The following is a 26,888-nucleotide window of genomic DNA, read 5'->3' on the forward strand; positions in this document are numbered from 1 at the left end:
CGCTTGGCAATAGGACCTAAACCTGCCTTACAATCCCACAACATTAATAAAAATCGGCACTTAAGCACTTAAGTCGACAAACAAGGAGAGCAACTTGAAAATTCGCAATCAACGGGATTTTGGGGCGGGGGTCATGTATATGGTCATCGGCCTCTTCTTCACCATCGTGGCTACTAATTACCCCATGGGCACGGCTGCCAAAATGGGTCCTGGTTATTTCCCATTTTTCCTTGGCATCCTAATGACGTTATTAGGCTTGTTTGTACTAATTAGATCTCTCGGTGCAAAAGCTGCCATTGAAACAATTCCTAAATTCAACTGGAGAATCATTGCTCTCATTACGGGCTCAGTGGTTTTATACGGCATCCTCCTGCCAACAATGGGCTTTGTTGTAGCGGTATTTGTTTTGGTATTTATGTCAGCTAGCGCAAGTCACGAGTTCCACTGGAAGGGCACATTAATTAATGCAACCTTCCTCATTGTTTTCACTTACTCGGTATTTGTATTGGGTCTGAAATTGCAATTCCCATTACTACCTTTCTTCTTACAACAATAACGAACCGGGACTCTGAAAATGGATTTATTTGCTAACTTAGCGCTCGGTTTCGATACCGCGTTCACACTTCAAAATCTTCTGTACTGTCTTATTGGCTGTGTCTTGGGAACTCTGATTGGCGTGTTGCCAGGTCTTGGCCCAATCGCGACTATCGCGATGCTGTTGCCAGCGACCTATGCCCTGCCTCCAATTGCTGCGTTGATTATGTTGGCCGGTATTTACTATGGCTCACAATACGGCGGTTCTACGACTGCAATTTTGCTTAACATTCCAGGAGAGACGTCCTCGGTAGTGACGGCGATTGACGGATACCAAATGGCCCGTAATGGTCGAGCTGGTGTTGCGCTATTTACCGCCGGTATGGGCTCTTTCTTTGCCGGTTGCGTAGCAACTTTAGTATTGGCTGCATTTGCTGCACCACTCTCGCAGCTTGCATTTAAGTTTGGTCCTGCTGAATATTTCTCACTCATGGTCTTAGGCTTGATTGGTGCAGTGGTTTTGGCATCCGGATCTTTGATCAAGGCAATCGGCATGATTATTTTGGGTCTTTTAATGGGCTTGATTGGTACCGACGTGAACTCTGGTGTATCACGCTATGCGTTTGATATTCCTGAGTTGAGTGACGGCATTGGCTTCGTTGCAGTTGCGATGGGCGTTTTTGGTTTCGCAGAAATCATGGGCAACCTCGAGAAGAAAGATGAGGACGAGGGCTTCTTAAATAAGATGACCACCATGATCCCAACGAAGGAAGATGTGAAACGCATGATTCCTTCCATCTTGCGTGGCACCACCATCGGCTCTATCTTGGGTATTCTGCCTGGTGGTGGCGCAGCGCTAGCGGCTTTTGGTGCGTACTCTGTTGAGAAGAAATCTTCCAAGTACAGCCATGAGTTTGGACACGGCGCAATTGAAGGTGTTGCTGGTCCAGAGTCAGCGAATAATGCTGCAGCTCAAACCTCATTTATTCCCTTACTCACACTAGGCATCCCACCAAATGCGGTTATGGCTTTGATGGTTGGTGCAATGACGATTCATAACATTCAACCAGGCCCACAGGTAATGACCAGTAACCCAGCTTTGTTCTGGGGTCTGATTGCTTCCATGTGGATTGGTAACGTGATGTTGATTCTCTTGAACTTGCCCCTGATTGGTATCTGGGTCAAGCTCTTAAAGATTCCTTATCGCTTTATGTACCCAGCCATTTTGGTTTTCTGCTGTATCGGCGTTTACACCGTGAACAATACCGTGTTTGACGTGTATGTCACGGCTGCCTTTGGCTTGATCGGTTACCTTTTCTTCAAATTGGGTTGCGAACCTCCCCCATTGCTCTTGGGCTTCGTGCTCGGACCGATGATGGAAGAGAACTTCCGTCGCGCCCTATTGTTGTCACGCGGTGATTTCACTACCTTTGTAACCCGCCCACTCTCCTTAGGATTGCTAATTGCGGCAGCCCTCTTGGTGGTGATCGTGGCCTTACCAGCAGTGAAGAAGACTCGTGAAGAGGCTTTCGTCGAAGACTGATTGTCTTAGACCTAACAGAAACGAGCCCGCAGCAGTTTGCGGGCTTTTTCTTTATGGGCCTAGGGTTTTCTCTACAATGTGGCTATGTCCCAAGATAGTAAACCCACTAAAGCAGCCGCTGGCACAGTTGCCGAGCCTTCCAACTTTTTACGCCAGATCATTGATCATGATTTAGCAAGTGGTGCTTTCTCTCAGCGCACCAATTTAGCTGGCGAACCTATCCCCTCAATCATCACCCGCTTTCCACCCGAACCAAATGGCTACTTACATATCGGCCATGCAAAAAGTATTTGCTTGAACTTTGGGTTAGCGGCTGATTACAACAATCAAGCTGGTGGCGCCCGCTGTAATATGCGTCTTGATGACACCAATCCAGTCAAAGAAGATGTTGAGTATGCCGACAGCATTTTGGATGCGGTGAAATGGCTGGGCTTCGATTGGGGTACACATCTTTATCACGCTAGCGATTACTTTGATCGTCTCTATGAATTTGCAGAAATTCTGATTCAGAATGGCAAAGCCTACGTAGATAGCCAAAGCGCTGATGACATTCACACCAATCGCGGTAACTTTGGTCAAGCTGGAAAAAACAGTCCTTATCGTGATCGTAGCCCCGAAAATAACTTATCTCTCTTTCGCGAAATGCGCGATGGCAAGTTCAAAGATGGCCAACATGTTCTGCGCCTGAAGATTGATATGGCGCACCCCAATATTGTGATGCGTGACCCCGTGGTTTACCGCATCCGTCATACCGATCATCACCGCACCGGTAGCAAATGGTGCATTTACCCACTTTATGACTTCACCCATTGCATCTCAGATGCTTTAGAGAACGTCTCTCACTCAATCTGCACGCTGGAGTTTGAGAACAACCGTCCGCTATATGACTGGATTGTTAACTCGCTTAAAGAATTGGGCGTATTCAAAGATCCCGTGCCACATCAATACGAATTTGCACGCCTTAATCTAACGTACACCATCACCAGTAAACGTAAGTTATTGCAGCTCGTTGAAGAAAAGCATGTTGATGGTTGGGATGATCCGAGAATGCCAACCATTGTCGGTATTCGTCGTCGTGGTTACACCCCAGAAAGTATTCGCTTGTTCTGTGAGCGCATTGGCGTCTCCAAGGCAGACAGTTGGATCGATATGAGCACACTCGATCAAGCCCTGCGTGATGATCTTGAAGCCAGAGCCCCGCGCGCGACTGCAGTATTAAAACCACTTAAACTAGTAGTTGAAAACTTTGATGTATCCGCAAAAGAGGCTTGCTCGGCGCCACGCCACCCACAACATCCTGAATGGGGCAATCGTGAATTTCATTTCACACGCGAACTCTGGATTGAAGCCGATGACTTTATGAAAGAACCGATTAAAGGATTCTTTAGACTCTACCCGCCGATTGGTGATCAACCCGGTAGTCGAGTTCGTTTGCGTCACGGCTTTGTAGTTGAGTGCACTGGCTTTGAAACAGATGCTGACGGTAATGTCACTCAAGTGAACGTCACCCACTTCCCAGATAGCAAGAGCGGTACGCCTGGCTCAAACAACTACAAAGTGAAGGGCAATATTCATTGGATTAGCGCTGCAGAAGCCATTCCAACTGAAGTGCGCTTATTTGATCACCTCTTTAGTGATCCGCACCCTGATAGCGGTGATAAGAATTTCTTGGATGCAATTAATCCGAATTCTAAAGAAACCATTACCGCTTACTTAGAACCCTGTATGAAGAATGTCAAAGCTGAAGATCGCTTTCAGTTTGAACGTCACGGCTACTTTGTTGCCGATAAAACCGATTCCAAGCCTGGCAAGCCGGTGTTTAACCGTACTGTTGGTCTTAAGGATTCTTGGAAGTAGTCTTCAGAAAATCCGCTACGCTGGGATAACGTAGTGGGGTTTTTAATTCATGTAGCCGAGTATTGGTAACTCGTCTTGATTCACGCATAAATGACCAAAGCATCGGGCTCACTATTTTTTGTAGCTCCCTAGCTGGCTTACGTGGCGGCCTTTCTAGACCAAACGCATCAGCCACCTCATCAAAATAATCACCCATCTTGGTTTCACCGCCGTCACAGGTATTGATAATTCGCTGTGGCTTGCCGTGATAAACCGCTGCACAAACCAAGCGCGCTAGATCATCGCTGTGAATGTGATTTGAATACGCATCCTCCTCTGGCAATAGGGCTGGAGTTTGAGACTGCAGGCGTTCAATTGGTAGACGATCAGCGGCATAGATTCCAGGGACACGCAAAATAGTCACCGCTACGCCATGTGCTGGGCCCCACAAACGCAAGACTTGCTCTGCATCTACCCTTCTCTGGGCTCGCTCGCTTTGAGGGCTAACTGGAGTTACCTCGCTAACCTTGGCACCTCGATGATCCCCATATACACCCGTAGTGCTGATGTAGATCAGGCGCCTGACGGCATTGGAGCCTTGGGCTAAAATTCTCAATAGGTTGCGGGTTCGGCAATCACGATTTCCTTGATTTTGGGGTGGCGCCAAATGAATGACGGTTTGAGCTAAACCGGATAAACGCCATAAGCTTTCTGGATGATCCAGGTTGCCCAAAATAGGAATCGCGCCAACCTCCCTCAACTCCTGAAAACGATTTTGTGAAGAAGTGAGTGCAAAAACTCGATGGCTGCGGGATAGCTGTCTTGCAACCCGAAGACCAATGTCACCACAACCAATAATCAGGATTGAAGGTTTACCAAAAGATTGCATAAGTGACATCGTAACGATTTATTGAAAGGAATGAGAGTGTTTTATCAGGTCACGCTCAAAACGAGCGGCAAACAATTTACTGTTACTCAGGATGAAACCGTCCTAGAGGCCGCTCTTCGTCAAGGCATCAACCTTCCCTATGGCTGCAAAAATGGTGCTTGTGGCTCTTGTAAGGGCAAGGTATTAGAAGGTCATATCAGCCATGGCCAGCACAGCGAGAACGCCCTGAGCAAAGCAGATGAAACTGCAGGCGGCATCTTGTTTTGCTGCTCCCACCCAAAGTCTGACCTCTTGATTGAGGCGCGCGAAGTTCAGGGCGCCGGTGATATTGCGATCCGCAAGGTGCCCTGTCGCGTAAATACCATCAGCAAACCCAGTAGTGATGTAGCGATTCTGAAATTGCAACTTCCCGCTGCTGAGCGCTTTCAGTTTTTAGCAGGACAGTACCTCGAGTTTCTTTTAAAAGATGGGCAACGTCGTGCCTACTCTATTGCGACTCCTCCAGACCAAGAAGGTCCACTTGAACTTCATATTCGCCACATGCCTGGTGGTCTATTTACCGACTTTGTCTTTGGTGCAAGCACACCCGCGCTTAAAGAAAAAGATATTTTGCGATTCGAGGGCCCCCTGGGCAGCTTCTTCCTGAGAGAAGATTCCAAGAAGCCCATCATCTTTTTAGCAGCAGGTACGGGCTTTGCGCCCATCAAATCCATCATCGAGCAAATGCAAGCTAAAAAGATTGATAGGCCCATAGAGTTGTATTGGGGCGGACGTCGTCCCGGCGATTTGTATCTTGATCAACTATGCAAAACCTGGGCACAAGAAATTCCAAGCTTTAAATACATCCCAGTAATTTCAGATGGATTGCCTGAGGATGGGTGGCAGGGTCGCACCGGCTTTGTGCACCAAGCCGTCATTGATGACCACCCAGACCTTAAGGGCTTTCAGGTCTATGCCTGTGGAGCCCCAGTCATGGTGAATACTGCTAGACATGACTTCTCCGCCAAGTGCCAACTGCCTGAAGATGAGTTCTTTGCAGACTCTTTCACCAGCGCCGCAGATTTAGCTACAAACCAATCTTCATAAAGTTAGATAATAGAAACCTTATCGGCCTCAATTACCCCAATACAGCATGAACACACCAGCACCCATTGATACCCATTCAGTCATGTTTATTACTCAACGCCCAGATGTGGTGATGGTTGAGGGTAATGGCTCATGGTTAACCGATAACAATGGCAAACGCTATTTAGATTTTTTACAGGGTTGGGCTGTTAATTGCTTAGGTCATGGCAATCCCGGAATGATTGCTGCCCTCAATACACAAGCAAAGAAACTGATTAACCCAAGCCCTGCGTTTTACAACGAGCCAATGATTGGCCTATCTAATCTATTGACTTCAAATAGTTGCTTTAACAAAGTCTTTTTTGCGAATAGTGGCGCCGAAGCAAATGAAGGCGCAATTAAGTTGGCGCGCAAATGGGGCCAGCTCAATAAAAATGGGGCTTTTGAAATCATCACCTTTGATCACAGCTTTCATGGTCGCACTCTGGCAACGATGAGTGCCTCTGGTAAGCCAAATTGGGACACCATGTTTGCGCCCCAAGTTCCCGGTTTTCCAAAAGCAGATTTGAATGATTTGGACTCCGTTAAAAAAATGGTAACCGACAAAACGGTTGCGGTAATGCTCGAGCCAGTTCAAGGTGAAGGTGGCGTCATTCCAGCAACTAAAGAATTTATGCGCGAGCTGCGCAAGTTCACCAAAGAAAACAATATTCTGCTCATCGCTGATGAAGTACAAGCTGGCTGTGGCCGCACAGGCACTCTCTTTGCTTATCAGCAATACGGCATTGAGCCAGACATCATGACCTTGGGTAAAGGTATTGGCGGTGGCGTTCCTTTGGCTGCCTTACTGGCAACTGATGCAGTAGCATGCTTTGTGCCAGGCGATCAGGGTGGCACCTATAACGGCAACCCACTCATGACTGCGGTCGGCATCAGCGTTATTGAGCAACTATTAGCACCAGGATTTTTGGATAGCGTTAAAGCTAAAGGTGAATTGCTCAAATCAGAGCTCCTCAAGCTTTGTGCTGAATTTAATCTTGAAGGTGAGCGTGGTGAAGGCTTGCTACGCGCCCTGATGCTTGGTAAAGATATTGGTGGCAAGCTAGTAGAGCTGGCGCGTGAGCGTAATCCAGAGGGCCTACTGATCAATTCACCAAGACCAAACTTATTACGCTTTATGCCAGCATTAAATGTTAGCGATGATGAAATTCGCCAGATGTGCAATATGCTGCGCGAATTACTTAAAGAAACAGCTTAAGTATTTACTCACTTACTCACCCAGGTAAGCCGTGCGCACTCTCGGGTCTTGAAGTAATTCCCCTCCAGGACCAGTAAGCGTAATTAAGCCACTCTCCATCACATAAGCACGATCAGCCATCTGCAAGGCCAAGCGAGCATTTTGCTCGACTAAGAGAATAGTCATGCCACTCATGGAAAGAGTGCGGATCACATCAAAAATGGTTTCTACCATGATGGGGGATAGGCCCATAGATGGCTCATCCAATAGCAAGAGCTTAGGCTCCGCCATCATCGCTCTGCCCATCGCCACCATTTGTTGCTCACCACCCGATAGAGTGCCCGCCAATTGAGAGAGTCGCTCTTTCAACCTCGGAAAATAAGTAAATACCTCTTCTAGCTTTTGATTGATCGCTTTGGCATCCGTCTTCAGAAACGCCCCCATCTGCAAGTTTTCCAGAATGGTCATACGTTTAAATACGCCACGACCTTCAGGCACAAGACCCAAACCCCGTTTAACCAATTCATAAGCAGGCAATTGATTGGTTTTCTGATTGATAAATTCAATTTCGCCTGACGCAGGTTTTAGCAGGCCTGAAATCGCTTTCAAACTCGAACTCTTACCGGCACCATTCGCACCAATCAAAGCAACCAGCTCTCCTTGATTTACGTGCAGATCTATTCCCTTGACAGCATTAATGCCACCATAAGCAACCTTGAGATCTTGAACTTGAAGTAAGGCGCTCATTACACTGCCCCCTGGCCCAGATAGGCTTTAATCACTTCGGGATGCACGCGCACATCGGCAGGCTTACCTGTAGCAATCACCTTGCCGTAATCAAGTACGGTGAGACTATCGCAAATACCCATCACCAGGCTGACATCATGCTCAATTAAGAGAATGGTTTTACCGTCCGCACGAATACGTAGCAATAGCTCGCGCAATTCCAATTTCTCGGTAGCATTCATACCTGCAGCTGGCTCATCTAAAGCCAAAAGTTTGGGTTCTGTCGCTAAAGCTCTGGCAATCTCGAGGCGACGTTGATGTCCGTAAGATAGATTGCGTGCTTGCATATCCGCATAGTCGCCCAAGCCAACATAGGTAAGCAAAGCTTGTGATTTTTCACGAATAGATTGCTCCTCTCGCTTAGTCGATGGAAAGCGGAAGATAGCACCCAGCAGTCCCGCTTTAGACCTGCAGTGACAACCTACCATCACATTCTCAAGTACAGACATTTCACCAAAGAGGCGAATATTCTGAAACGTTCTCGCTAAACCAGATTTAGTAACTTCAGAAACCGATTCTGGAAAGTAAGATTTGCCATCAAACAAAAAGATTCCGGAGTCTGCTGGATAGAGTCCTGTAATCACATTAAAGAACGTAGTCTTACCCGCACCATTGGGCCCAATCAAACCCACAATCGATCCCTGAGGAACTTGTAAGCCAACAGAATCGAGCGCTTGGACTCCGCCAAAGCGCTTAGAAACATCAGTAACATCTAGCAATAAATGAGAAGACATTATTTGTCTACCCCTTTTTGCCAGATACCGCCCGGGCGATACAACATGATCAAAATTAAGGCGAGACCATAGATCAATTGCCGAATCACTTCTACATCCACAATCACATGACCAAAGAGTACTTTTTGAACTGGCTCAGCAACACCGCGCAATATTTCTGGAAATACCGCCAAGACAATCGCGCCCAAGATCACACCGGGAATATGCCCAATACCGCCCAGCACTACCATCGCTAAAACGACTATTGATTCCCATAATGTAAAAGACTCAGGAGAAACAAAACCTTGAAATGCTGAAAAGAGCACGCCAGCAACTCCTGCGAATGATGCACCAATGGCAAAAGCCAATAGCTTCATATTGCGAGTATTGATTCCCATGGCCTTGGCAGCAATCTCATCTTCGCGGATGGCAACCCAAGCACGACCGATACGAGAGTACTGTAAATGGAGACACACTATCGTAACCGCAATAGCTAATATCAGGAAAAGATAAAACACTAAATACAAACTGGGTACCTGCACAAAACCGAAATCTAGTGGCTTAGTAAAAGAAACACCAAACAACTGAATTGGATCAATTGCCGTAATACCTTTTGGGCCATTAGTCAGATTCATTGGGCGATCAAGGTTATTCATAAAGATGCGAATAATCTCTCCAAAGCCCAAGGTCACAATCGCTAAATAATCGCCACGCAACTGCAACGTGGGGAAGCCCAAAATAATGCCAAACAGGGCTGCCAAGATAATGGAGAAGACCGCTACCATCCAGGGAGAGAAGTGCATGCCCTGCGGAAAAGCGGCGGCAATTGTTTCAAAATGCTGAGGCAAATGAGGTGATGCTAATAAGGCATAGCTATATGCACCTAATGCATAAAAAGCGATATAACCTAAGTCCAAAAGACCAGCAAAACCCACAACTACATTAAGACCTAGTGCAAGAACGATATAGAGCAAAGCGAAATCAAGTACACGCACCCAATAGTTACCACCACTTGCGCCTACTACCCAAGGCAAGAGTATTAACGCAAGCGCGCCCAGCCAAAGATAGCTTGATCGACTCAAATGATTTGAAGAAAGTCGCTTAAGCACGATCTGAAACCTTCTCACCCAACAAACCCGTTGGGCGCAATACGAGGACTAAGATCAATACCAAGAAAGCAAAAATGTCTTGATAGTTCGAACCAAAGACACCACCAGTGAGCTCACCTATATAACCGGCGCCCAAAGCCTCAATTAAGCCTAGTAGTAAGCCACCCAACATGGCGCCCTGTAAATTACCAATACCGCCCAACACTGCCGCAGTAAATGCTTTGAGGCCAGGAATAAAGCCCATATAGAAGTGCACATTGCCATAGTTGCTAGCAATCATTACTCCCGCCAATCCAGCTAACGCGCCACCCAACATAAATGTAATGGAAATCACACGATTAGGATTGACACCCATTAGCGATGCAATTTGAGTTTGCTCAGCAGTGGCACGCATAGCTCTACCAAGCTTGGTTTTTTCAACTAAGAACAGCAAACCGCACATCACCGCTAATGCCACCACAATAATCACCATTTCTTTGCCGGTAATCGTTGCGCCTGAAGTACCAATCTCAATTGGGCTTGAGGGAAGCAGCTGTGGATAGGTCATTGGATTTCTAGACCATATCAGCATTGCAATCGTTTGTAACAAAATCGACATGCCAATCGCGGAGATCAGCGGTGCTAAACGTGGCGCATTGCGCAGCGGTCTATAGGCAATACGCTCAATCCAATAACTCAAACCTGCGCAAACGGCCATCGTCACCGGCAAAACAATCAGCAGCGTCAGCCAACCTGGTAAATCGCTAGTCAAACTCAAGATCAAACGCAGTAATGAGAGGGAGACCATTGCGCCGATCATGAGTACCTCGCCATGAGCGAAGTTAATGATCCCCAGCACCCCATAGACCATGGTGTATCCCAAAGCGATCAAGGCATAAATGCTACCCAGCACTAAGCCATTGATGATTTGCTGAAGAAAAATGTCCATTAAAGGGCTTTATGAAGAAGTACAAAAAAGAGCGCCGTATTTGCGGCGCTCTTTTCATGTTTCTTACATATTGATAACGTCAAGAACCGTTTTCTTTTTGTCTTTGAAGTCGTACAAGGTGATGACACCTTCTTTCATATCGCCCTTACTATCAAAAGCAATATTGCCTACTAGGCCATTCATCTTAGTATCAGGCATAACTACCAAAATCTTTGCCGGATCAGTGGAGTTAGCGCGCTTCATCGCATCAACCAATACGTAGACCGCATCATAAGTAAATGGTGCGTAAATTTGTACATCAGAGTTAAAGCGCTCTTTATAACGTTTCTGAAAGTCAGCGCCTTGAGCCATTTTTGAGAGCGCTTTACCAGCTTCAGAGCAAGTCACATTTACCACCGCATCACCAGCCAACTCAGCAAGCTTCTCGGTACACATGCCGTCACCACCCACAATCTTCGCCTTGATGCCCAACTCGGCAGCTTGCTTTGTTAGCGGACCACCAGTGGCATCCATACCACCGTACATGATGACGTCCGGTTTACTACCTTTAATCTTGGTGAGAATGGCCTTGAAGTCTGTTGCCTTATTGTTACTTGCTTCACGCGTTACCACTTTCACACCAGAAGCTTTCACTGTTTTTTCAAATTCATCAGCCAAACCTTTCCCATATTGAGTGGAGTCATCAATGATGGCTACAGTCTTTGCATTCAAAGTCTTCGAAACGTAGTTAGCCAAAGCTGGTCCTTGTTGAGCATCAGTTGCCACAAGACGATAGGTCGTTTTGAAACCTTGCTTGGTGTAATCAGGATTGGTGGCGGATGGAGAAATCTGCGTAATACCTGCATCACTATAGATTTTTGAAGCAGGAATACTGGTACCAGAGTTCAAGTGACCAACGACACCAACTACTTTTGCATCCACTAATTTTTGCGCAACTTGAGTCGCTGTTTTTGGATCCTCAGCATCGTCTTCTGGCACTAAGGTGAGAACCACTTTTTTACCGTCAATCGTCAAGCCTGCTTTATTGATTTCTTCAAGCGCTAAACGTGCGCCGTTTTCATTATCTTTGCCCAAATGAGCAATTGGGCCAGTCAATGGCGCCACATGACCAATTTTGACCTCGATGCCATCTACAGGAGCGGCCGCAGACTTATCGCCCCCCTTACCACAGGCAGCCAATAATAATGCCGTTGCTGATAAAGCAATTGCAGTTTTTACAAAACTTACTTTTGATGTTCTTGAATTAATCATCTACAAATCCTCCGTTAAGAATCAATACTTCAGTCGACTAAATTTTTTGGCAAAGAGAAGCTGACATCCTCCACCACACCAGACAAGGCACGCACACTGCGAGGCCCAAACTCTTGAATACGTGCAACGATAGATTGGGCCAGACTTTCAGGAGCTGATGCGCCAGCAGTAAGGCCCACCCGCTTCTTACCAGCAAACCATTCGGGCTTCAGTTGATCTGGCGCGTCCACCATGTAAGACGGTACGCCTAATTTTTCCGATAGTTCACGCAAGCGATTGGAGTTCGAACTTGTCGCACTACCTACCACAATAACCACTTCTACTTGGGGTGCCATAAATTTCACGGCGTCTTGGCGATTCTGAGTGGCATAACAAATATCTTGCTTGCGCGGCTGAACAATATTAGGGAATTTTTTTGTGAGCGCCTCAACAATTTCTTTAGTCTCATCCACTGACAAAGTTGTTTGCGTCACAAAGGCAATTTTTTCATCACTTGCAAAATGGAGATTAGCAACATCAGCCACTTTTTCAATCAGAAAAACGCCTTCTTTGACCTGCCCCATAGTTCCCTCAACTTCGGGATGGCCAGCATGGCCAATCATCAATACCGTAAAGCCGTCTCTACACATCTTAATTACTTCAAGATGTACTTTGGTTACCAATGGACAAGTAGCGTCATACACCTGCAAGCCACGCTGCTCTGCGTCTTTGCGAACCTCTTGAGAAACTCCATGCGCACTAAAAACCACAATGCCGCCCTTGGGTACTTGATGCAACTCTTCAACAAAGACTGCGCCCTTATCACGCAACTCATTCACCACATAAGCATTGTGCACAATCTCATGACGTACATATATGGGAGCGCCAAAGCGAGCCAGTGCTTCATTCACGATATTGATTGCGCGATCTACGCCCGCACAAAAACCGCGGGGCTGTGCCATCAAAATTTCAGCGGTATCGGGCACACTCATGCTTTAGAGGATCGCAACAATCTGTGCTTCAAAATTTACTTCACGACCTGCAAGCGGATGGTTGAAGTCAAACCAAGCGCCCTCTTCATTAATCGATTGCAAAACACCAGCATATTGAGCGCCACCTGGCGCGTTAAATTCAATCACGTCACCAGGATTAAATTCAACGTCGTCATCGCGACCTTCTTTGAGCGCTTTCAAAGACACCCATTGCACTAAATCTTCTTTGCGCTCACCAAAACTTTCATCCGGTGAAAGCAATGCGCTTTTTTTATCGCCAACACCCAGGCCCAACAATACTTTTTCAAAGCAAGGTGCAAATTGTCCAGAACCCATCAAAACCGTCGCAGGGCGATCAACAAAAGTATTGATGTAATCATCCCCATTCGGCAAAGTCAGCCGATAGTTGAGGGTCAAGTAGGAATTAGGCAAAACGGTAAGCTTGGTCATAAGGTAATTGTATCTAGCCCTGCATCAGCGGTGGATTCTCCGATCCCGGGTTGGCCCAAAAATCAGCAGCCTAGAGAAAAGTTGCGTTTACATGGAGCCCGTTGCCTCACAGATGCAGAATTACTAGCGATTTTTTTGCGAGTTGGCGTCAAAGGCAAAAGTGCGGTTACTTTAGCAAATGATTTGTTGCACTACTTTGGAAGCCTGCCTCGCCTGCTGGCTAGTAGCCACAAAGAATTTATCCGCATTCATGGCATGGGACTCTCGAAATGGTCGCAAATACAGGCAGCTTATGAGCTTGTTAAGCGCAGCCTAGAGGATAGCCTCACTCAAGGCTCAGTTTTTTCATCTCCAGGCCATGTAAAGGAGTTTTTACAGGCCAAAATTGGATGCCTGCCCCATGAAGTCTTTTTATGCCTTCACCTTGACTCTAACCTCCACTTAATAGAGTGCCAGGAGCTATTTCGGGGGTCCATTACCCAAACTGCGGTCTACCCCCGTGAAATCCTGAAAGAAGCTCTTTCCCGCAATGCAAGCGCCATGATCGTGGCTCACAACCACCCCAGCGGAAACCCATTACCCAGCAGTGCCGACCAAAAACTCACTCAAACTCTTGTAAAAGCCTTACAGTTGGTCGATATCCAGCTCTTGGACCACTGCATCGTCAGCAGTAGAGGATTTTTCTCTTTTTCAGAGTCAGGGCTTATGAATATTGAGAATAATTGATAGTAATTACTAACTTATAGAAGAAAATGGGGTGCTTAAATGAGGATTTCACCTAAATTCTTGGTCAAACCCTAACGGCAAACTCAATAAGGGCTAGCCCAAAATAGGCTTTGACTGATACAATCTTCTTTTTTCGCAATTAATGGAGTTATGTCATGGCAAAAGTTTGCCAAGTCACTGGGAAGAAGCCGATGGTTGGCAACAATGTATCCCATGCAAACAACAAAACGAAACGTCGCTTTTTGCCGAATTTGCAAAACCGACGCTTCTGGGTTGAATCTGAAAACCGTTGGATTAGCTTGCGCTTAACCAATGCTGGTTTGCGCGTTATCGATAAAAACGGCATCGATGCTGTTCTGTCTGATCTGCGTGCACGTGGCGAAATTTAAGGAGCGCACAAATGGCTAAAGGCGGCAGAGAAAAAATCAAATTAGAGTCATCAGCTGGTACTGGTCACTTCTACACTACTTCAAAAAACAAGCGCACCAAGCCTGAGAAGATGGAGATCATGAAATTTGATCCTACGATTCGCAAGCACGTTGCTTACAAAGAAACAAAGCTGAAGTAATTTACTTCCAGCCAATAAAAAACCCGCTTAGTAGCGGGTTTTTTATTGGCTAAAATTTGAGACTACTTAAGCGTAACGACGCAATCTCAACGAGAACTCGCGCAAACTTGTTAGGCCACTGTCTTCAGCGCGTTGACACCAAGCATGTAACTGTGAAACCAATTGCTCTCTAGTGGCGCTAGAGCGACCCCAGATTGCCTGCAAGTCACGACGCATCTCAATCATCTTACGCAACTGTGCATTGCTTGCTATCAGCTCTTCCAGCTTGACCTTCTCTTCTTCAGTCAAGCGAGACTCGTCTTTCGATAACCAGGTACGAGCGTCACTCAAATGCGAGGCAAGAACTTGCATATGCTGCACTTCGTTGCTAAAAAAGTTACGCAAAGTTTTACTGTAACGCGCCATGATTTCATAACGGTTAGCAATGATGGCCTCTAGAGTATTTTGATCAGCAGGGCGAAGATCACTAAGCACTGGCTTAGGCGGGGTCTTCTTCACTGTTGCCAAACCTACAACACTCATCATCTGGATATAGAGCCAGCCAATATCAAACTCATACCATTTATTTGAAAGTTTAGCGCTTGTCGCAAAGGTGTGATGATTGTTATGTAATTCTTCACCACCAATCAAAATGCCCCACGGGAAAATATTAGTAGAAGCGTCTTCACAGTCAAAGTTGCGATAACCCCAGAAGTGACCAATACCATTAATCACACCAGCTGCTGTAATTGGAATCCACAACATTTGCACGGCCCAAACTGTTAAGCCAATACCGCCAAACAAAAACATATCAATGATGAGCATGATGGCAACGCCCTGCCAAGAAAACTTGGAGTAGACATTGCGCTCAAGCCAATCATCAGGAGTGCCATGACCAAACTTTTGCATCGTCTCTTGATTTTTGGCCTCGTTTTTATAAAGCTCAGCGCCGCGCGAGAGAACTGTGCCAATCCCTAAAACTTGGGGGCTATGGGGGTCATCCACAGTTTCACATTTTGCGTGGTGCTTACGGTGAATAGAAGCCCACTCTTTCGTCACCATGCCAGTAGTCAGCCAAAGCCAAAAACGGAAGAAGTGAGAAACAATCGGATGTAGATCCAAAGCACGGTGCGCTTGGCAACGGTGCAAAAAGATCGTGACCGCCGCGATAGTGATGTGGGTGACAGCCAAGGTGAACAGCGTTATCCGCCACCAAGACCAATCTAAATATCCATTGGCAAGCCAATTAAGGAATAAATCAAAACCTGAGCTTGAAACTGTATTCAAAAGAGCATCCTATTTAAGTATTAGCTCGTATTTTAGAGCTTTTTAGGTCTTTTTTGGCTTATCTTTCGCTAACTCTAGGGTTTTTGGATTTTCAGCCTTCTCGGGCTTGGTGCCTTTTTTCTGGAAAACTGCCCCAAAAAAGCCATCTGTCCCATGGATATGTGGCCATAACTGCCACCAAGGGCTGTCTGCTGAACACCCTAAAGGAATTTTATCCTTTGGAAACAATGGCTTAAGAACTTCCGCGGCTGGAACAGCCTCAAATTCTGGGTGTTTTACTAAAAAATCTTCTGCAATTGCCTGATTTTCTTGGGGTAAAAGACTGCAAGTAGCATAAACCAAACGACCACCTGGTTTTAATAGCCGAGCAGCGGAACTCAAAATACTCATCTGCTTCTGATTGAGCTCTAAGACTCCTTCTGGAGTCTGACGCCATTTCAGGTCGGGATTGCGGCGTAATGTACCCATTCCACTACAAGGGGCATCAACCAAGACTCGATCAATCTTGCCGGCCAAGCGTTTGATCTTGGCATCATTCTCGCTATCAATCCATACGGGATGAACGTTAGAGAGGCCGCTACGCGCCTGTCTTGGCTTCAGGTTAGCTAAACGACGCTCTGATGTATCAAAAGCATAGAGACGCCCTGTAGAACGCATCAAGGCACCAATAGCCAAAGTCTTTCCGCCAGCACCCGCACAGAAATCAACCACCATCTCACCACGCTTGGGAGCAAGCAAATAAGCTAACAGCTGACTTCCTTCATCCTGAACTTCAAACATCCCTGCTTTAAAGCCAGCAGTATTTTGCAGTGCGGGCTTACCCATAATGCGAACACCATCAGGTGCGTATGGAGTTGGAATAGCTTGGTAACGACCACCTAATGCATTCATCTGCGCTAGTAATTCTTCGCGATTGGTTTTCATGGTGTTTGCACGCAAATCCAATAACGCAGGATGCATCAAGGACTTTGCAAGATCTTCGCGGGTTTCTTCACCAGGATATTTTCCAAACGCATCCCACAACCACTCTGGCAAATTATTGCGCACGAGAGGATTTAATGCAGCAGGATCTACAGTGGCAAAACGTTGCAACCATTCATATTCACCAGACTTGAGCACGTGCGCTAAATCAGCAATTGCACTCTCTGCGCGGTTAGCAGAGCCTAATCCGCCCTCAGATAGAGCAGACAGCAAACCCAATAGGGCTAAGCGTCTAGCCTGAGAGCCCTCACCGCTGACGGCAAATTGAGAGAACTCATTTTTACGACGAAGAATGGCAAATGCACTCTCGGCAATCAAAGCCCGATCGCGATTGCCGAGCTGGGGTTCAGCACGAAAATAGCGGCTCACCACACGATCAGCTGGCTGCTCAAAACTCAGCAACTCAGGAAGCAAACGCTCCAAATGAATAGCGTGCTGAGGTAATGCTTTTGCATTCGAAAAATTCTTTTGACCTTCAGGTGCAATCAGATTTCCACTCGCATTGCGTCGCTCTGGACGGCGCAAGGGATCTTTTGTTTTAGCGGCATAACTTTTTTGTGAGCCCAAGCGGTTGCTAGACTTTCGGGGTGGACGTTCTGCACTCATAATTTAAAAAATTGCGACTCTGGGGGTTGTAACTTCACTTGATTACCTTCTGTTCGCAATCGTCCATCAAGGAACCATTTTACGGCCCGCGGGTAAATCTGATGCTCGGCAGCCAAAACGCGCGCAGCTAAAGTGTCAGCATCATCACCCTCAAGCACTGGGACAGAGGCCTGACAAATAATGGGCCCTTCATCTACGCCCTCATTAACGAAGTGGACTGTAGCCCCATGCTCCTTAACGCCAGCCTCTAAAGCGCGCTCATGGGTATGCAAACCTGGAAAGGCAGGTAAGAGCGCAGGATGGATATTGATGAGGCGCCCCTCAAAATGACGAATAAATACTGGGGTCAGAATTCTCATAAAACCAGCCAAGACCACTAAATCAGCCCCTAACTCATCAATTTTCTGAATGAGAGCGGCATCGAAGGACTCGCGGCTAGCGTGCTCCTTATGCTCGATAGCGTAAGCTGGAATACCCTGCGAGCGAGCAAATTCAAGGCCCTTAGCCGCAGAATGATTGGCTATGACCCCAGCAAATTTGACTGGCCATTGCTCTTTTTGAGCGGTTTTAACGATGGCCTCGAAATTAGATCCGCGGCCTGAGATTAAGGTAACGATAGAAAGCATGCCCACAATATAATTGATGGCTACCCTGAAAGCGATTTTGTGAACGTATTCCGTGGCCCGACCCAGTTTTCTGCAGGACCTGCTTGTGCTCTAACCATCGGCAATTTCGATGGCGTGCACAGGGGCCATCGCGCCCTGCTTAAACAACTCGTCGATGGCGCCAAAGAACGGGGTCTAGTGAGTTGCGTCATGACCTTTGAGCCTCACCCCAAAGAATTCTTTGCCCCCGATCAAGCACCACCTCGCATTCTCAACTTGCGCGACAAATTAGCCGCTCTATCGGATCTTGGTATTGATCGCGTTGTGGTTGAACATTTCAACGCTGCATTTGCACGTCTGCCTCCAGAAGAATTTGTTGCAGAAATTATTGTCAAACGTTTGAATGCGAAATGGATTTTGATTGGCGATGATTTTTGCTATGGTGCAAAACGGGCAGGTAATTTTGCAAACCTTAAAGCGGCCGGTGAAAAATATGGCTTCGAAGTATCTAGCATACAAACGATTCTTGAAAATGGTGAACGTATTTCGAGTTCCGCTTTGCGTACTGCGCTAGCAAGTGGCGACATGCAGCAAGCGGAAAAATTATTAGGTCGCCCTTACGGCATCTCAGGTCATGTGATTCACGGACAACAACTTGGACGCAAGCTAGGATTCCCTACCTTGAACTTAGCAGTTGCAAATCACTTACATCATCGCAAACCAGCGACCACAGGAATTTTCACTGCACAAGTGCTGGGTCTTTCCGATAAACCCTTGCCGGCTGTCGCTAGTCTAGGCGTTCGGCCCACAGTAGAAGACGAAGGACGCGTTCTTCTCGAAACGCATATCTTTGATTACCGACAAGATGTATACGGAAAAATTATCACCGTTGAACTCTTAGAAAAAATTCGTAACGAGGCAAAGTACGACAACCTCGATGCCCTTACAAAAGCAATTGCAGCTGATGCAATGCATGCCAGAAATTATTTCCAGAAAAAAGCTTATGTCTGAAAAAGAAAACTCTTATCCCGTTAATCTACTAGATACTGCATTTCCTATGCGGGGAGATCTTGCCAAACGTGAACCCCAATGGGTTTCTCAATGGCAAAAAAATAAGCTCTACGAAAAGATTCGTGCAGCGCATGCAAATCAACCGAAGTTCATCTTGCATGATGGCCCTCCTTATGCGAACGGTGATATTCATATTGGTCATGCAGTAAACAAGATTCTCAAAGATATGATTGTTAAATCTCGCTGGCTTATGGGCTTTGACTCTGCCTATGTGCCAGGCTGGGATTGTCATGGCATGCCGATTGAAATTCAGATTGAAAAACAGTTTGGCAAGAACCTGCCCACCGCAGAGGTTCAAGCCAAAGCGCGTGCCTATGCTCAGGTACAGGTGGATAAGCAAAAGAAAGACTTTGAGCGACTAGGTGTTTTAGGCGACTGGAACAACCCATACCTCACCATGAACTATCGCAATGAGGCCGATGAAATCCGCGCCTTGGGCGAGATCTGGAAAAAGGGCTACGTTTTCCGTGGCTTAAAGCCAGTGAACTGGTGCTTTGATTGTGGCTCCGCTCTAGCAGAAGCTGAAGTGGAATATCAAGACAAAACGGATCCAACCGTTGATGTTGGTTTTGCATTTGATGATGCACAGCGTCCGCAACTTGCAAAAGCATTTGGGCTCTCAGAACTTCCAAATAAACCTGGTCAGATTGTGATCTGGACAACAACCCCTTGGACCATTCCTGCCAACCAAGCGATGAACGTCCACCCAGAGCTAACCTATGCCTTAGTCGATGTTGGCGACAAGTTATTGATTCTCGCAAAAGATCGTGCTGAAACCTGCTTGCAGGACTATGGTCTCGAAGGCAAAGTGATTGCTACTTGCCTTGGTGCACAGTTAGCAAATATTTCTTTCTGGCACCCGTTAGCATCATTGCATGAAGGATACAAACGTCTCTCGCCAATCTATCCCGCTGAATATGTCACGCTAGATACCGGTACAGGCATTGTTCACTCTGCGCCTGCCTACGGCGAAGAAGACTTTAAGTCTTGTAAAGCAAACAAATTAGCTGACAAAGATATTCTGAATCCAGTCATGGGTAATGGCGTGTATGCATCTGGGTTACCGCTCTTTGCAAACGAATACATCTGGAAAGCCAATCCTAAGATTGTCGAAGCTATGCGTGAAGCGGGTAGCCTCTTGCGTGACAAAACCTACACCCACTCCTACATGCATTGCTGGCGTCATAAGTCACCGATTATTTATCGCGCTACTTCACAGTGGTTTGCCAGCATGGATAAAAAACCATCTGATGGTAAAGCAAGTTTGCGCGAGACCGCGTTAGCTGGTATTGATAGCACCGAATTCTTCCCAGCATGGGGTAAACAACGCCTACACAGCATGATTGCCAATCGTCCTGATTGGACTTTATCGCGCCAACGCCAATGGGGCGTACCAATGGCTTTCTTTGTTCATAAAGAAACGGGTGACCCACATCCACGCACAGTCGAGCTACTAGAAGAAGTTGCCAAGCGTGTAGAAAAGGGTGGTATTGAAGCCTGGCAACAATTGGAAGTTTCTGAATTACTTGGTACTGAAGCCGCTCAATATGAAAAGAATCGCGATACCTTAGATGTTTGGTTTGATTCCGGAACAACTCACTGGCATGTGATTCGCGGATCCCACCGCGATGAATTGCTTACTGCTGATGCAGAAACTCCAAATGGTCGTTTAGCCGATTTATATCTCGAGGGTTCAGATCAACATCGTGGCTGGTTCCACTCTTCATTGTTGACTGGCGCCATGCTCGATGGCAAGCCACCTTACAAAGCGCTCCTGACTCACGGCTTTACTGTGGATGGTCAAGGCCGCAAGATGAGCAAGTCTGTTGGCAATGTGATCGCCCCTCAACAAGTAGCCGATAAACTCGGTGCTGAAATCATTCGCCTTTGGGTGGCTTCTACTGATTACTCTGGTGAGATGACCATCTCAGATGAGATTCTCAAACGGGTTACTGAAAGCTATCGTCGCATTCGTAATACTCTGCGCTTTTTGCTTGCCAACCTCTCTGATTTTGATTCAAGCAAGCGTGCAATGCCGCCTGAGCAATGGCTTGAGATCGATCGCTATGCGGTCGCACTAGCAAATCAAATCCAGGGCGAAATCGAGGCGCACTACAAAGCTTATGAGTTTCACCCTGCTGTAGCACGCATGCTGTCGTTCTGCTCGGAAGATTTAGGCGGCTTCTATTTGGATATTCTGAAAGATCGCCTCTACACCAGTGCACCTGACTCACCTGATCGTCGTGCCGCACAGAATGCGCTATTCCATATCACCCGCAATCTCTTGAAATGGTTGGCCCCATTCCTCTCATTTACCGCAGAAGAGGCATGGCAAGATTTTCCTCATGGTTCAGGCAGTAAGCCGTCTGAATCGATCTTCATGGAAGAGTTTGGCACCTTGCCTACTATCGCCAACGCTAATGAATTGCTCGCCAAGTGGAATCGCATTCGTGAGATTCGTTCTGAAGTGACCAAAGCGATTGAGGTGGAACGTGAAGCAGGTAATGTTGGATCATCCCTGCAGGCGGAGCTCACTATTAAAGTGGGTGATATTGACTTTGCCATCCTACATTCATTAGAGGATGACTTACGTTTTGTAACGATCACCTCGAGTGCCAATATTGAGCTCAGTAATGATGGCTTGGAAGTCTTGGTACGTAGTAGCCAATATAAAAAATGTGGTCGCTGCTGGCATCACACTAAAGATGTAGGTGCCAATGCTGAGCACCCAGAGCTTTGTGGTCGCTGCATTAGCAATCTCTTTGGCGATGGTGATCATCGCCTGTTTGCTTAAGAAATATCAGATGAGCCTGATCTTTTTGCGCTGCTTAGCCATTGCCACCGTTACCTTGCTGTTAGACCAAGCGAGTAAGTGGCTGGCACTCAGCAACTTGCAAATGGGTATTCCAGAATATGTACTACCTTTTCTCAATTGGTTCCTCCTCTTTAATCCAGGTGCGGCATTTTCTTTTCTAGCCCAAGGGACTGGTTGGCAACGTTGGTTTTTTACTGCACTTGGTTTAGCTGCCTGCACCTACATCGTTATCCTTCTGCGAAAACATCAAGAAGATCGCCTACTATGTGTTGCCCTTAGCTTGATTCTAGGTGGTGCACTAGGAAATGTATTAGATCGCCTGATGTATGGTGCTGTAGTGGACTTCATTGATATGCACTATGCCAATTGGCACTGGCCAGCATTTAATGTAGCTGATAGTGCTATTTGTATTGGGGCTGTACTCATCATTTTTGGCGAATTGCATAAGTCATTTGGCAAATCTCCTCAATCCCATTAAGCTGGCGCCATGCAATCACTTTTAAATAAGAAAATCGTTCTAGGCATCTCTGGTGGCATTGCTGCTTATAAGACGCCAGAGCTGGCACGCCTTCTCATGCAAGAAGGCGCCTCTGTACAAGTGGTGATGACCGAATCTGCGCAACAATTTGTTACCCCCGTTACTATGCAGGCCCTCACAGGAAATCCTGTTTATACAAGTCAATGGGATAGCAGTATTAGCAACAATATGGCTCATATAGAGCTATCACGCTCCGCAGACATTATCCTAATCGCACCAACTAGCGCTGATTTAATGGCAAAACTATCTCTTGGTTTAGCGGATGATCTATTGAGTACGCTTTGCTTAGCGAGAGATTGCCCTTTGCTTTTAGCTCCAGCCATGAATAGGCAAATGTGGGAGCATGCCGCAACAAAACGAAGTGTAGAACGCCTTGAAAAAGATGGCGTGAACCTTCTTGGTCCAGCTAGTGGCTTTCAGGCTTGTGGCGAAGTGGGTATGGGCAGAATGCTAGAGCCAACAGAAATTTGTGAGCAGCTTGTTTCTTTCTTTCAAAAAAAGGTGCTGGCTGGTAAAAAAGTCTTAATCACAGCAGGTCCCACCTTCGAAGCGATTGATCCTGTTCGTGGCATTACCAATCACAGCTCCGGTAAGATGGGCTTTGCAATTGCACGCGCTGCAGTTGAAGCAGGTGCTCAGGTTCATTTGATCGCAGGTCCTTGCGACCTTGAAACTCCCCTGGCGGCCACTGGCAAGATTACGCGTACCGATGTAGTGAGTGCTAAAGAAATGCATGCCGCTACTATTCAAGCAAGTGATAGCGATATTTTCTTTGCGGTTGCTGCAGTAGCAGACTGGAGTGTTGCTAAACCCGCCAAAGAAAAGATTAAACGCCAGAGTCAAAAAGCGCCCGACCTAGCATTTGTAGCAAATCCTGACATCTTGTTAGATATGGCCAAGTCCGTCAAAACTAAAGCAGGTAAACCTTACCCATATTGCGTTGGCTTTGCCGCGGAGTCCACCAACCTAGAGGCGCATGCGAAAGAGAAACTACAGCGCAAAGGTATTCCGATGATTGTTGGCAATATTGGTCCCGAGACTTTTGGTAGCGACCTTAATCAATTACTCATTATTGATGCTCAGGGTAGCAAAAAATTAGCCAAAGCTGAAAAGCTGCAACTCGCACGGCAACTCATTGAGCTCATTGCTAAAAAAATATAAATTCTTCTTTCCAATCTCAGTCTGAACCTTTACCGGCATTAGGAACTTTCATGCAATCTCTACAAGTCAAAATTCTCGATGAACGTATGCGCGATCAACTGCCTGCTTATGGCACGCCAGGTAGTGCTGGATTAGATCTTCGGGCATGCATCGATGAAACGATTGAAATTGCACCAGGCCAAACTGTATTAGTACCAACAGGTTTAGCAATCTATGTTGAAGATCCTCGTTATGCAGCTTTTATTCTGCCGCGCTCTGGGCTTGGCCATAAGCACGGAATTGTGCTTGGTAACCTCGTTGGCCTAATAGATTCTGATTACCAGGGACAACTGATGGTTAGCACCTGGAATCGAGGATCTACTCCATTCAAATTAGAGCCGATGGAGCGCTTAGCGCAACTCGTCGTCATGCCTGTTCAGCAAGTAGAGCTCAAAGTAGTTGAAGAATTTACAGAGAGCAGTCGTGGCGCTGGCGGCTTTGGTAGCACTGGGCGAGCTTAAGAGCGATGCCCATGCTCATCTAACTCGCCTTCCCACTTAGAGATCACGGCCGTAGCTAAGCCGTTACCCAACACATTTGTAGCAGAACGAGCCATGTCCAAGAAATGATCGATTCCCAAGATCAGCAATACACCCGCTTCAGGTAAATTAAATTGAGAAAGTGTCGCCGCAATAACTACTAAGGATGCACGTGGTACACCAGCAATGCCCTTAGAGGTAATCATCAAGACCAGTAACATCAAAAGCTGCTGCGATAAAGGCATCTCAATTCCATATACCTGTGCAATAAAGATGGCGGCAAATGAGCAGTACATCATGGAGCCATCTAAATTAAAGGAATAACCTACGGGTAGTACAAAAGAGGCAATTTTATTTTTGCAACCAAAGCGCTCAACCTGCTCCAGTGTCATCGGGTAAGCAGCTTCAGAACTAGCAGTGGTGAAGGCCAACAAAATCGGCTGGCGCAACATCGAAACTAAATGAAATGCGCGCCTTTTAAGGACAAGTGAGCTAAGTAGAATAATAACCACCCAGAGCATCAAAATGGATGCGTAGAAGCTAGCCATAAACTTGCCGTAGGTAAATAAAATATCTAGACCGTTTTCCGCTATCACCGACGAGACGGCAGCAAAAACTGCTACTGGAGCAAACTTCATTACTGCAGTAGTGATCTTGAGCATAATGTGAGAGAGCATGTCTAGATTGCGTATGAACTCTTCTGCTCGCTCACCAAAACTACCTGCAGCAACTCCAAAAAAGATCGCAAAGACTACGATTTGTAAGATTTCGTTCTTGCCCATCGCATCGAAGATGCTGCTTGGGAAGATATGCTGGAAAAATTCACGGATATTAAAGCCGCTCTTATCTAGCCCCGTACTGGCAGTGACCTCTGGGATCGGCAAGTTAACACCCACTCCTGGATCAAGCAGATTCACCATCAATAAACCTAGCAATAAAGAGACTAGGGACATAGAGATAAACCAACTAAATGTTTTTAAGCCTACGCGACCTATAGCAGATGCATCTCCCATACGCGCAATACCTACCACCAAAGTACTAAAGACCAATGGCGCAATGATCATCTTAATCAGGCGCAAGAAGATATCCGTTAGCACAGAGATATATTCAACATACTGAATCGCAAACCCTGAAGCCGATCCGAAGTAATGAACAAGATAGCCACTGATGATCCCTAGGATCATGGCGCCAAGAATAAAGTGGGTCAGTTTTTTTGACGACATGAATTTCCTTGTTTATTTAGACTGAATGCCAGGAGATGTTAATACGGCAGGGCTCAGAATCTGATCTAGCGTTTCTTTATCCATCAGACCAAGCTCCAATACCAAATCAGCGACAGAGCAATTTTCTTGAAGTGCCCTTTTCGCAATCATGGTGGCATTCTCATACCCGAGATAGGGATTTAATGCTGTTGCAAGTCCGGCCGAAGTGCGCACGCGCTCGGCTAATACCTCACGATTGGCAGTAATACCAATAACGCAATGTGTTTTTAAGGTATTACAACCCGCACTGAGATGCTCAATGCTCTTAAAAAGACTATGCGCAATAATCGGCTCAAACGCGTTCAGCTGTAGCTGCCCGCCTTCAGCGGCCATGGTGATCGTGACATCGTTACCAATCACCTCAAAAGCAATTTGATTCACCACTTCTGGAATCACAGGATTGACCTTACCCGGCATGATAGAAGAACCAGCAGCTCGTGGTGGCAGGCGAATTTCATTCAAGCCCGCCTGTGGCCCGCTAGATAGCAAGCGTAGATCATTACAAATTTTCGATAGCTTAACTGCAATACGCTTGAGTACCCCAGACAACTGAACAAATGCGCCACAGTCCTGAGTTGCCTCAATCAGATTCGGAGAAATCACCACGTCTACCCCAGAAATCTTTTTGAGATTCGCAATCGCTAACTTTGCGTAGCCGACATCGGTATTGATCCCTGTTCCAATCGCTGTCGCGCCTAAGTTAATCTCCGCTATCAATGAAACCGCCTCCTTGAGGCGCTCTTCATCCTCTCGGATCATGACAGCATAGGTCGAAAACTCTTGACCCAAAGTCATTGGAACTGCATCTTGTAATTGAGTTCTACCAATCTTCAGAATATCTTTGAACTCCTCAGCCTTATCGGCAAAGGCCTGACTTAAGGAAGCCATTGCCTTCAGCAAGGTGGGTATTGCTAAGCATGTTGCTAGGCGCAAGGAAGTGGGATAGACATCATTCGTACTCTGAGACATATTGACATCATTAATGGGGTGCAGTTTGGAATAGTCGCCTTTGGCATAACCCAAGATTTCTAGAGCACGATTCGCAATGACTTCATTGGCATTCATATTGGTTGATGTACCTGCACCACCTTGGATGACATCAACCACAAACTGATCATGCAGTTTGCCAGACTCAATTTCATGACATGCCTTAATGATGGCTTCCGCTTTCTTTGCATCCAAATGGCCAAGCTCCAGGTTCGCTTTTGCTGCGGCCTCTTTGACATAGGCTAAAGATTTAATGAGGTCCGAATATTCACCAATCACCTTGCCAGTAATAGGGTAGTTCTCTATCGCTCTTAGCGTATGAATCCCCCAATATGCATCCGCAGGCACTTGGGCATCCCCCAGAAGATCGTGCTCTGGACGAGTGGAATTAGTCATGTCATTCTCCATTAAAGATAGCTTCAATTTATCACCAAATACCAAACCCACCTCAATATGGCAAAGAAAAAGCCAC

The 26,888-nt window shown here is 46.5% G+C and carries 26 protein-coding genes; 13 read left to right on the forward strand and 13 right to left on the reverse strand.

All coding sequences use genetic code 11. From position 1 onward, the window contains the following. The first annotated feature begins 94 nt into the window (after positions 1-94). From A8O14_RS09570 to A8O14_RS09580, 3 genes are all read left to right on the forward strand, one after another. Positions 95-556, forward strand: a complete 462-nt coding sequence (locus A8O14_RS09570; protein ID WP_068949302.1) for a tripartite tricarboxylate transporter TctB family protein — start codon at positions 95-97, stop codon at positions 554-556. An 18-nt stretch (positions 557-574) separates the two neighbouring features. After that, positions 575-2,077, forward strand: a complete 1,503-nt coding sequence (locus tag A8O14_RS09575) for a tripartite tricarboxylate transporter permease (protein WP_068949303.1) — start codon at positions 575-577, stop codon at positions 2,075-2,077. Between the two features lie 84 nt (positions 2,078-2,161). Further along, positions 2,162-3,934, forward strand: a complete 1,773-nt coding sequence (locus A8O14_RS09580; RefSeq protein WP_068949304.1) for a glutamine--tRNA ligase/YqeY domain fusion protein — start codon at positions 2,162-2,164, stop codon at positions 3,932-3,934. Here A8O14_RS09580 and A8O14_RS09585 read toward each other — a convergent pair. Beyond that, positions 3,915-4,811: an SDR family oxidoreductase gene (locus A8O14_RS09585; protein WP_228385067.1), complete on the reverse strand. Its 897-nt coding sequence runs from the start codon at positions 4,809-4,811 to the stop codon at positions 3,915-3,917. The genes A8O14_RS09580 and A8O14_RS09585 overlap by 20 nt on opposite strands. A 27-nt stretch (positions 4,812-4,838) precedes the next feature. Between A8O14_RS09585 and A8O14_RS09590 the strand changes: the two genes are divergently transcribed. Then, positions 4,839-5,888: a CDP-6-deoxy-delta-3,4-glucoseen reductase gene (locus A8O14_RS09590; RefSeq protein ID WP_068949306.1), complete on the forward strand. Its 1,050-nt coding sequence runs from the start codon at positions 4,839-4,841 to the stop codon at positions 5,886-5,888. A gap of 46 nt (positions 5,889-5,934) precedes the next feature. Next, positions 5,935-7,125 (forward strand): acetylornithine transaminase, encoded by a 1,191-nt coding sequence (locus A8O14_RS09595; RefSeq protein ID WP_068949307.1) that lies wholly within the window; start codon positions 5,935-5,937, stop codon positions 7,123-7,125. 12 nt (positions 7,126-7,137) lie between these two features. Here the strand turns inward: A8O14_RS09595 and A8O14_RS09600 are convergent, their stop codons facing one another. From A8O14_RS09600 to A8O14_RS09630, 7 genes are all read right to left on the reverse strand, one after another. Then, positions 7,138-7,851, reverse strand: a complete 714-nt coding sequence (locus tag A8O14_RS09600; RefSeq protein WP_068949308.1) for an ABC transporter ATP-binding protein — start codon at positions 7,849-7,851, stop codon at positions 7,138-7,140. Beyond that, positions 7,851-8,624: an ABC transporter ATP-binding protein gene (locus A8O14_RS09605; RefSeq protein WP_216861592.1), complete on the reverse strand. Its 774-nt coding sequence runs from the start codon at positions 8,622-8,624 to the stop codon at positions 7,851-7,853. Before A8O14_RS09605 ends, A8O14_RS09600 begins: the two co-directional genes overlap by 1 nt. After that, entirely contained in the window at positions 8,624-9,712 is a 1,089-nt protein-coding gene (locus tag A8O14_RS09610) for an ABC transporter permease subunit (protein ID WP_082913165.1), read from the reverse strand. Before A8O14_RS09610 ends, A8O14_RS09605 begins: the two co-directional genes overlap by 1 nt. After that, the gene (locus A8O14_RS09615; protein WP_068949311.1) at positions 9,705-10,640 is read right to left on the reverse strand and encodes a branched-chain amino acid ABC transporter permease; all 936 of its coding nucleotides are present in this window, start codon (positions 10,638-10,640) and stop codon (positions 9,705-9,707) included. The genes A8O14_RS09610 and A8O14_RS09615 overlap by 8 nt, the downstream gene beginning before the upstream one ends. Positions 10,641-10,703: 63 nt before the next feature. Beyond that, positions 10,704-11,891, reverse strand: coding sequence for a branched-chain amino acid ABC transporter substrate-binding protein (locus A8O14_RS09620; protein WP_068949312.1), 1,188 nt, complete (start codon positions 11,889-11,891; stop codon positions 10,704-10,706). A gap of 29 nt (positions 11,892-11,920) precedes the next feature. Continuing rightward, positions 11,921-12,862 (reverse strand): 4-hydroxy-3-methylbut-2-enyl diphosphate reductase, encoded by a 942-nt coding sequence (gene ispH / locus A8O14_RS09625; protein WP_068949313.1) that lies wholly within the window; start codon positions 12,860-12,862, stop codon positions 11,921-11,923. Between the two features lie 3 nt (positions 12,863-12,865). Continuing rightward, the gene (locus A8O14_RS09630; protein WP_068949314.1) at positions 12,866-13,312 is read right to left on the reverse strand and encodes an FKBP-type peptidyl-prolyl cis-trans isomerase; all 447 of its coding nucleotides are present in this window, start codon (positions 13,310-13,312) and stop codon (positions 12,866-12,868) included. A 30-nt stretch (positions 13,313-13,342) separates the two neighbouring features. Between A8O14_RS09630 and radC the strand changes: the two genes are divergently transcribed. The 3 genes from radC to rpmG all read left to right on the forward strand — a co-directional run bounded on the left by radC (position 13,343) and on the right by rpmG (position 14,606). Continuing rightward, positions 13,343-14,038 (forward strand): RadC family protein, encoded by a 696-nt coding sequence (gene radC / locus A8O14_RS09635; RefSeq protein ID WP_228385068.1) that lies wholly within the window; start codon positions 13,343-13,345, stop codon positions 14,036-14,038. 155 nt (positions 14,039-14,193) lie between these two features. Continuing rightward, positions 14,194-14,427 (forward strand): 50S ribosomal protein L28, encoded by a 234-nt coding sequence (gene rpmB, locus A8O14_RS09640; RefSeq protein WP_011903570.1) that lies wholly within the window; start codon positions 14,194-14,196, stop codon positions 14,425-14,427. An 11-nt stretch (positions 14,428-14,438) separates the two neighbouring features. Then, complete coding sequence (gene rpmG, locus A8O14_RS09645) at positions 14,439-14,606, forward strand: 50S ribosomal protein L33 (RefSeq protein WP_015421876.1); 168 nt, start codon at positions 14,439-14,441, stop codon at positions 14,604-14,606. Between the two features lie 66 nt (positions 14,607-14,672). On the opposite strand, the gene A8O14_RS09650 is transcribed toward rpmG, so the two are convergent. The 3 genes from A8O14_RS09650 to purN are packed head-to-tail and all read right to left on the reverse strand — an operon-like array spanning position 14,673 to position 18,085. Then, positions 14,673-15,872 (reverse strand): DesA family fatty acid desaturase, encoded by a 1,200-nt coding sequence (locus tag A8O14_RS09650; protein ID WP_068949315.1) that lies wholly within the window; start codon positions 15,870-15,872, stop codon positions 14,673-14,675. Positions 15,873-15,914: 42 nt separating this feature from the next. Beyond that, the gene (locus A8O14_RS09655; RefSeq protein WP_068949316.1) at positions 15,915-17,459 is read right to left on the reverse strand and encodes an RsmB/NOP family class I SAM-dependent RNA methyltransferase; all 1,545 of its coding nucleotides are present in this window, start codon (positions 17,457-17,459) and stop codon (positions 15,915-15,917) included. Then, on the reverse strand, positions 17,456-18,085 hold the full coding sequence (gene purN / locus A8O14_RS09660; RefSeq protein WP_068949317.1) for a phosphoribosylglycinamide formyltransferase: 630 nt from the start codon (positions 18,083-18,085) through the stop codon (positions 17,456-17,458). The genes A8O14_RS09655 and purN overlap by 4 nt, the downstream gene beginning before the upstream one ends. Positions 18,086-18,124: 39 nt before the next feature. On the opposite strand from purN, the gene A8O14_RS09665 reads away from it, so the two are divergent. From A8O14_RS09665 to dut, 5 genes are read left to right on the forward strand one after another with little or no spacing between them, the layout of a single operon-like run. Next, positions 18,125-19,075, forward strand: a complete 951-nt coding sequence (locus A8O14_RS09665; RefSeq protein WP_068949318.1) for a bifunctional riboflavin kinase/FAD synthetase — start codon at positions 18,125-18,127, stop codon at positions 19,073-19,075. Then, positions 19,050-21,929 carry an isoleucine--tRNA ligase gene (gene ileS, locus A8O14_RS09670; protein WP_370623067.1) on the forward strand — a complete coding sequence of 960 codons (2,880 nt, stop codon included), beginning with the start codon at positions 19,050-19,052 and terminating at the stop codon, positions 21,927-21,929. The genes A8O14_RS09665 and ileS overlap by 26 nt, the downstream gene beginning before the upstream one ends. 10 nt (positions 21,930-21,939) lie before the next feature. Further along, positions 21,940-22,428 (forward strand): signal peptidase II, encoded by a 489-nt coding sequence (gene lspA, locus A8O14_RS09675; protein WP_068949319.1) that lies wholly within the window; start codon positions 21,940-21,942, stop codon positions 22,426-22,428. Between the two features lie 9 nt (positions 22,429-22,437). Then, complete coding sequence (gene coaBC / locus A8O14_RS09680; RefSeq protein WP_068949320.1) at positions 22,438-23,649, forward strand: bifunctional phosphopantothenoylcysteine decarboxylase/phosphopantothenate--cysteine ligase CoaBC; 1,212 nt, start codon at positions 22,438-22,440, stop codon at positions 23,647-23,649. A 50-nt stretch (positions 23,650-23,699) separates the two neighbouring features. Next, complete coding sequence (gene dut / locus A8O14_RS09685) at positions 23,700-24,149, forward strand: dUTP diphosphatase (RefSeq protein WP_068949321.1); 450 nt, start codon at positions 23,700-23,702, stop codon at positions 24,147-24,149. Here dut and A8O14_RS09690 read toward each other — a convergent pair. Continuing rightward, positions 24,146-25,390 carry a dicarboxylate/amino acid:cation symporter gene (locus A8O14_RS09690; RefSeq protein WP_068949322.1) on the reverse strand — a complete coding sequence of 415 codons (1,245 nt, stop codon included), beginning with the start codon at positions 25,388-25,390 and terminating at the stop codon, positions 24,146-24,148. The two genes, dut and A8O14_RS09690, sit on opposite strands and share 4 nt — an antisense overlap. Positions 25,391-25,402: 12 nt before the next feature. After that, on the reverse strand, positions 25,403-26,812 hold the full coding sequence (locus tag A8O14_RS09695; RefSeq protein WP_068949808.1) for an aspartate ammonia-lyase: 1,410 nt from the start codon (positions 26,810-26,812) through the stop codon (positions 25,403-25,405). Positions 26,813-26,888 lie beyond the last annotated feature (76 nt).

Origin of the sequence: Polynucleobacter wuianus (assembly GCF_001659725.1) — a bacterium.
In the GTDB taxonomy this organism is placed as follows: domain Bacteria; phylum Pseudomonadota; class Gammaproteobacteria; order Burkholderiales; family Burkholderiaceae; genus Polynucleobacter; species Polynucleobacter wuianus.

Bases quoted from the DNA above. Each gene is read 5' to 3' on its own strand.
- A8O14_RS09575 (WP_068949303.1), top strand. From the start codon at position 575: ATGGATTTATTTGCTAACTTAGCGCTCGGTTTCGATACCGCGTTCACA.
- A8O14_RS09580 (WP_068949304.1), top strand. From the start codon at position 2,162: ATGTCCCAAGATAGTAAACCCACTAAAGCAGCCGCTGGCACAGTTGCC.
- A8O14_RS09585 (WP_228385067.1), bottom strand. From the start codon at position 4,811: ATGTCACTTATGCAATCTTTTGGTAAACCTTCAATCCTGATTATTGGT.
- A8O14_RS09595 (WP_068949307.1), top strand. From the start codon at position 5,935: ATGAACACACCAGCACCCATTGATACCCATTCAGTCATGTTTATTACT.
- A8O14_RS09600 (WP_068949308.1), bottom strand. From the start codon at position 7,851: ATGAGCGCCTTACTTCAAGTTCAAGATCTCAAGGTTGCTTATGGTGGC.
- A8O14_RS09605 (WP_216861592.1), bottom strand. From the start codon at position 8,624: ATGTCTTCTCATTTATTGCTAGATGTTACTGATGTTTCTAAGCGCTTT.
- A8O14_RS09615 (WP_068949311.1), bottom strand. From the start codon at position 10,640: ATGGACATTTTTCTTCAGCAAATCATCAATGGCTTAGTGCTGGGTAGC.
- A8O14_RS09620 (WP_068949312.1), bottom strand. From the start codon at position 11,891: ATGATTAATTCAAGAACATCAAAAGTAAGTTTTGTAAAAACTGCAATT.
- ispH (WP_068949313.1), bottom strand. From the start codon at position 12,862: ATGAGTGTGCCCGATACCGCTGAAATTTTGATGGCACAGCCCCGCGGT.
- A8O14_RS09630 (WP_068949314.1), bottom strand. From the start codon at position 13,312: ATGACCAAGCTTACCGTTTTGCCTAATTCCTACTTGACCCTCAACTAT.
- rpmB (WP_011903570.1), top strand. From the start codon at position 14,194: ATGGCAAAAGTTTGCCAAGTCACTGGGAAGAAGCCGATGGTTGGCAAC.
- rpmG (WP_015421876.1), top strand. From the start codon at position 14,439: ATGGCTAAAGGCGGCAGAGAAAAAATCAAATTAGAGTCATCAGCTGGT.
- A8O14_RS09655 (WP_068949316.1), bottom strand. From the start codon at position 17,459: ATGAGTGCAGAACGTCCACCCCGAAAGTCTAGCAACCGCTTGGGCTCA.
- purN (WP_068949317.1), bottom strand. From the start codon at position 18,085: ATGCTTTCTATCGTTACCTTAATCTCAGGCCGCGGATCTAATTTCGAG.
- lspA (WP_068949319.1), top strand. From the start codon at position 21,940: ATGAGCCTGATCTTTTTGCGCTGCTTAGCCATTGCCACCGTTACCTTG.
- coaBC (WP_068949320.1), top strand. From the start codon at position 22,438: ATGCAATCACTTTTAAATAAGAAAATCGTTCTAGGCATCTCTGGTGGC.
- dut (WP_068949321.1), top strand. From the start codon at position 23,700: ATGCAATCTCTACAAGTCAAAATTCTCGATGAACGTATGCGCGATCAA.
- A8O14_RS09690 (WP_068949322.1), bottom strand. From the start codon at position 25,390: ATGTCGTCAAAAAAACTGACCCACTTTATTCTTGGCGCCATGATCCTA.
- A8O14_RS09695 (WP_068949808.1), bottom strand. From the start codon at position 26,812: ATGACTAATTCCACTCGTCCAGAGCACGATCTTCTGGGGGATGCCCAA.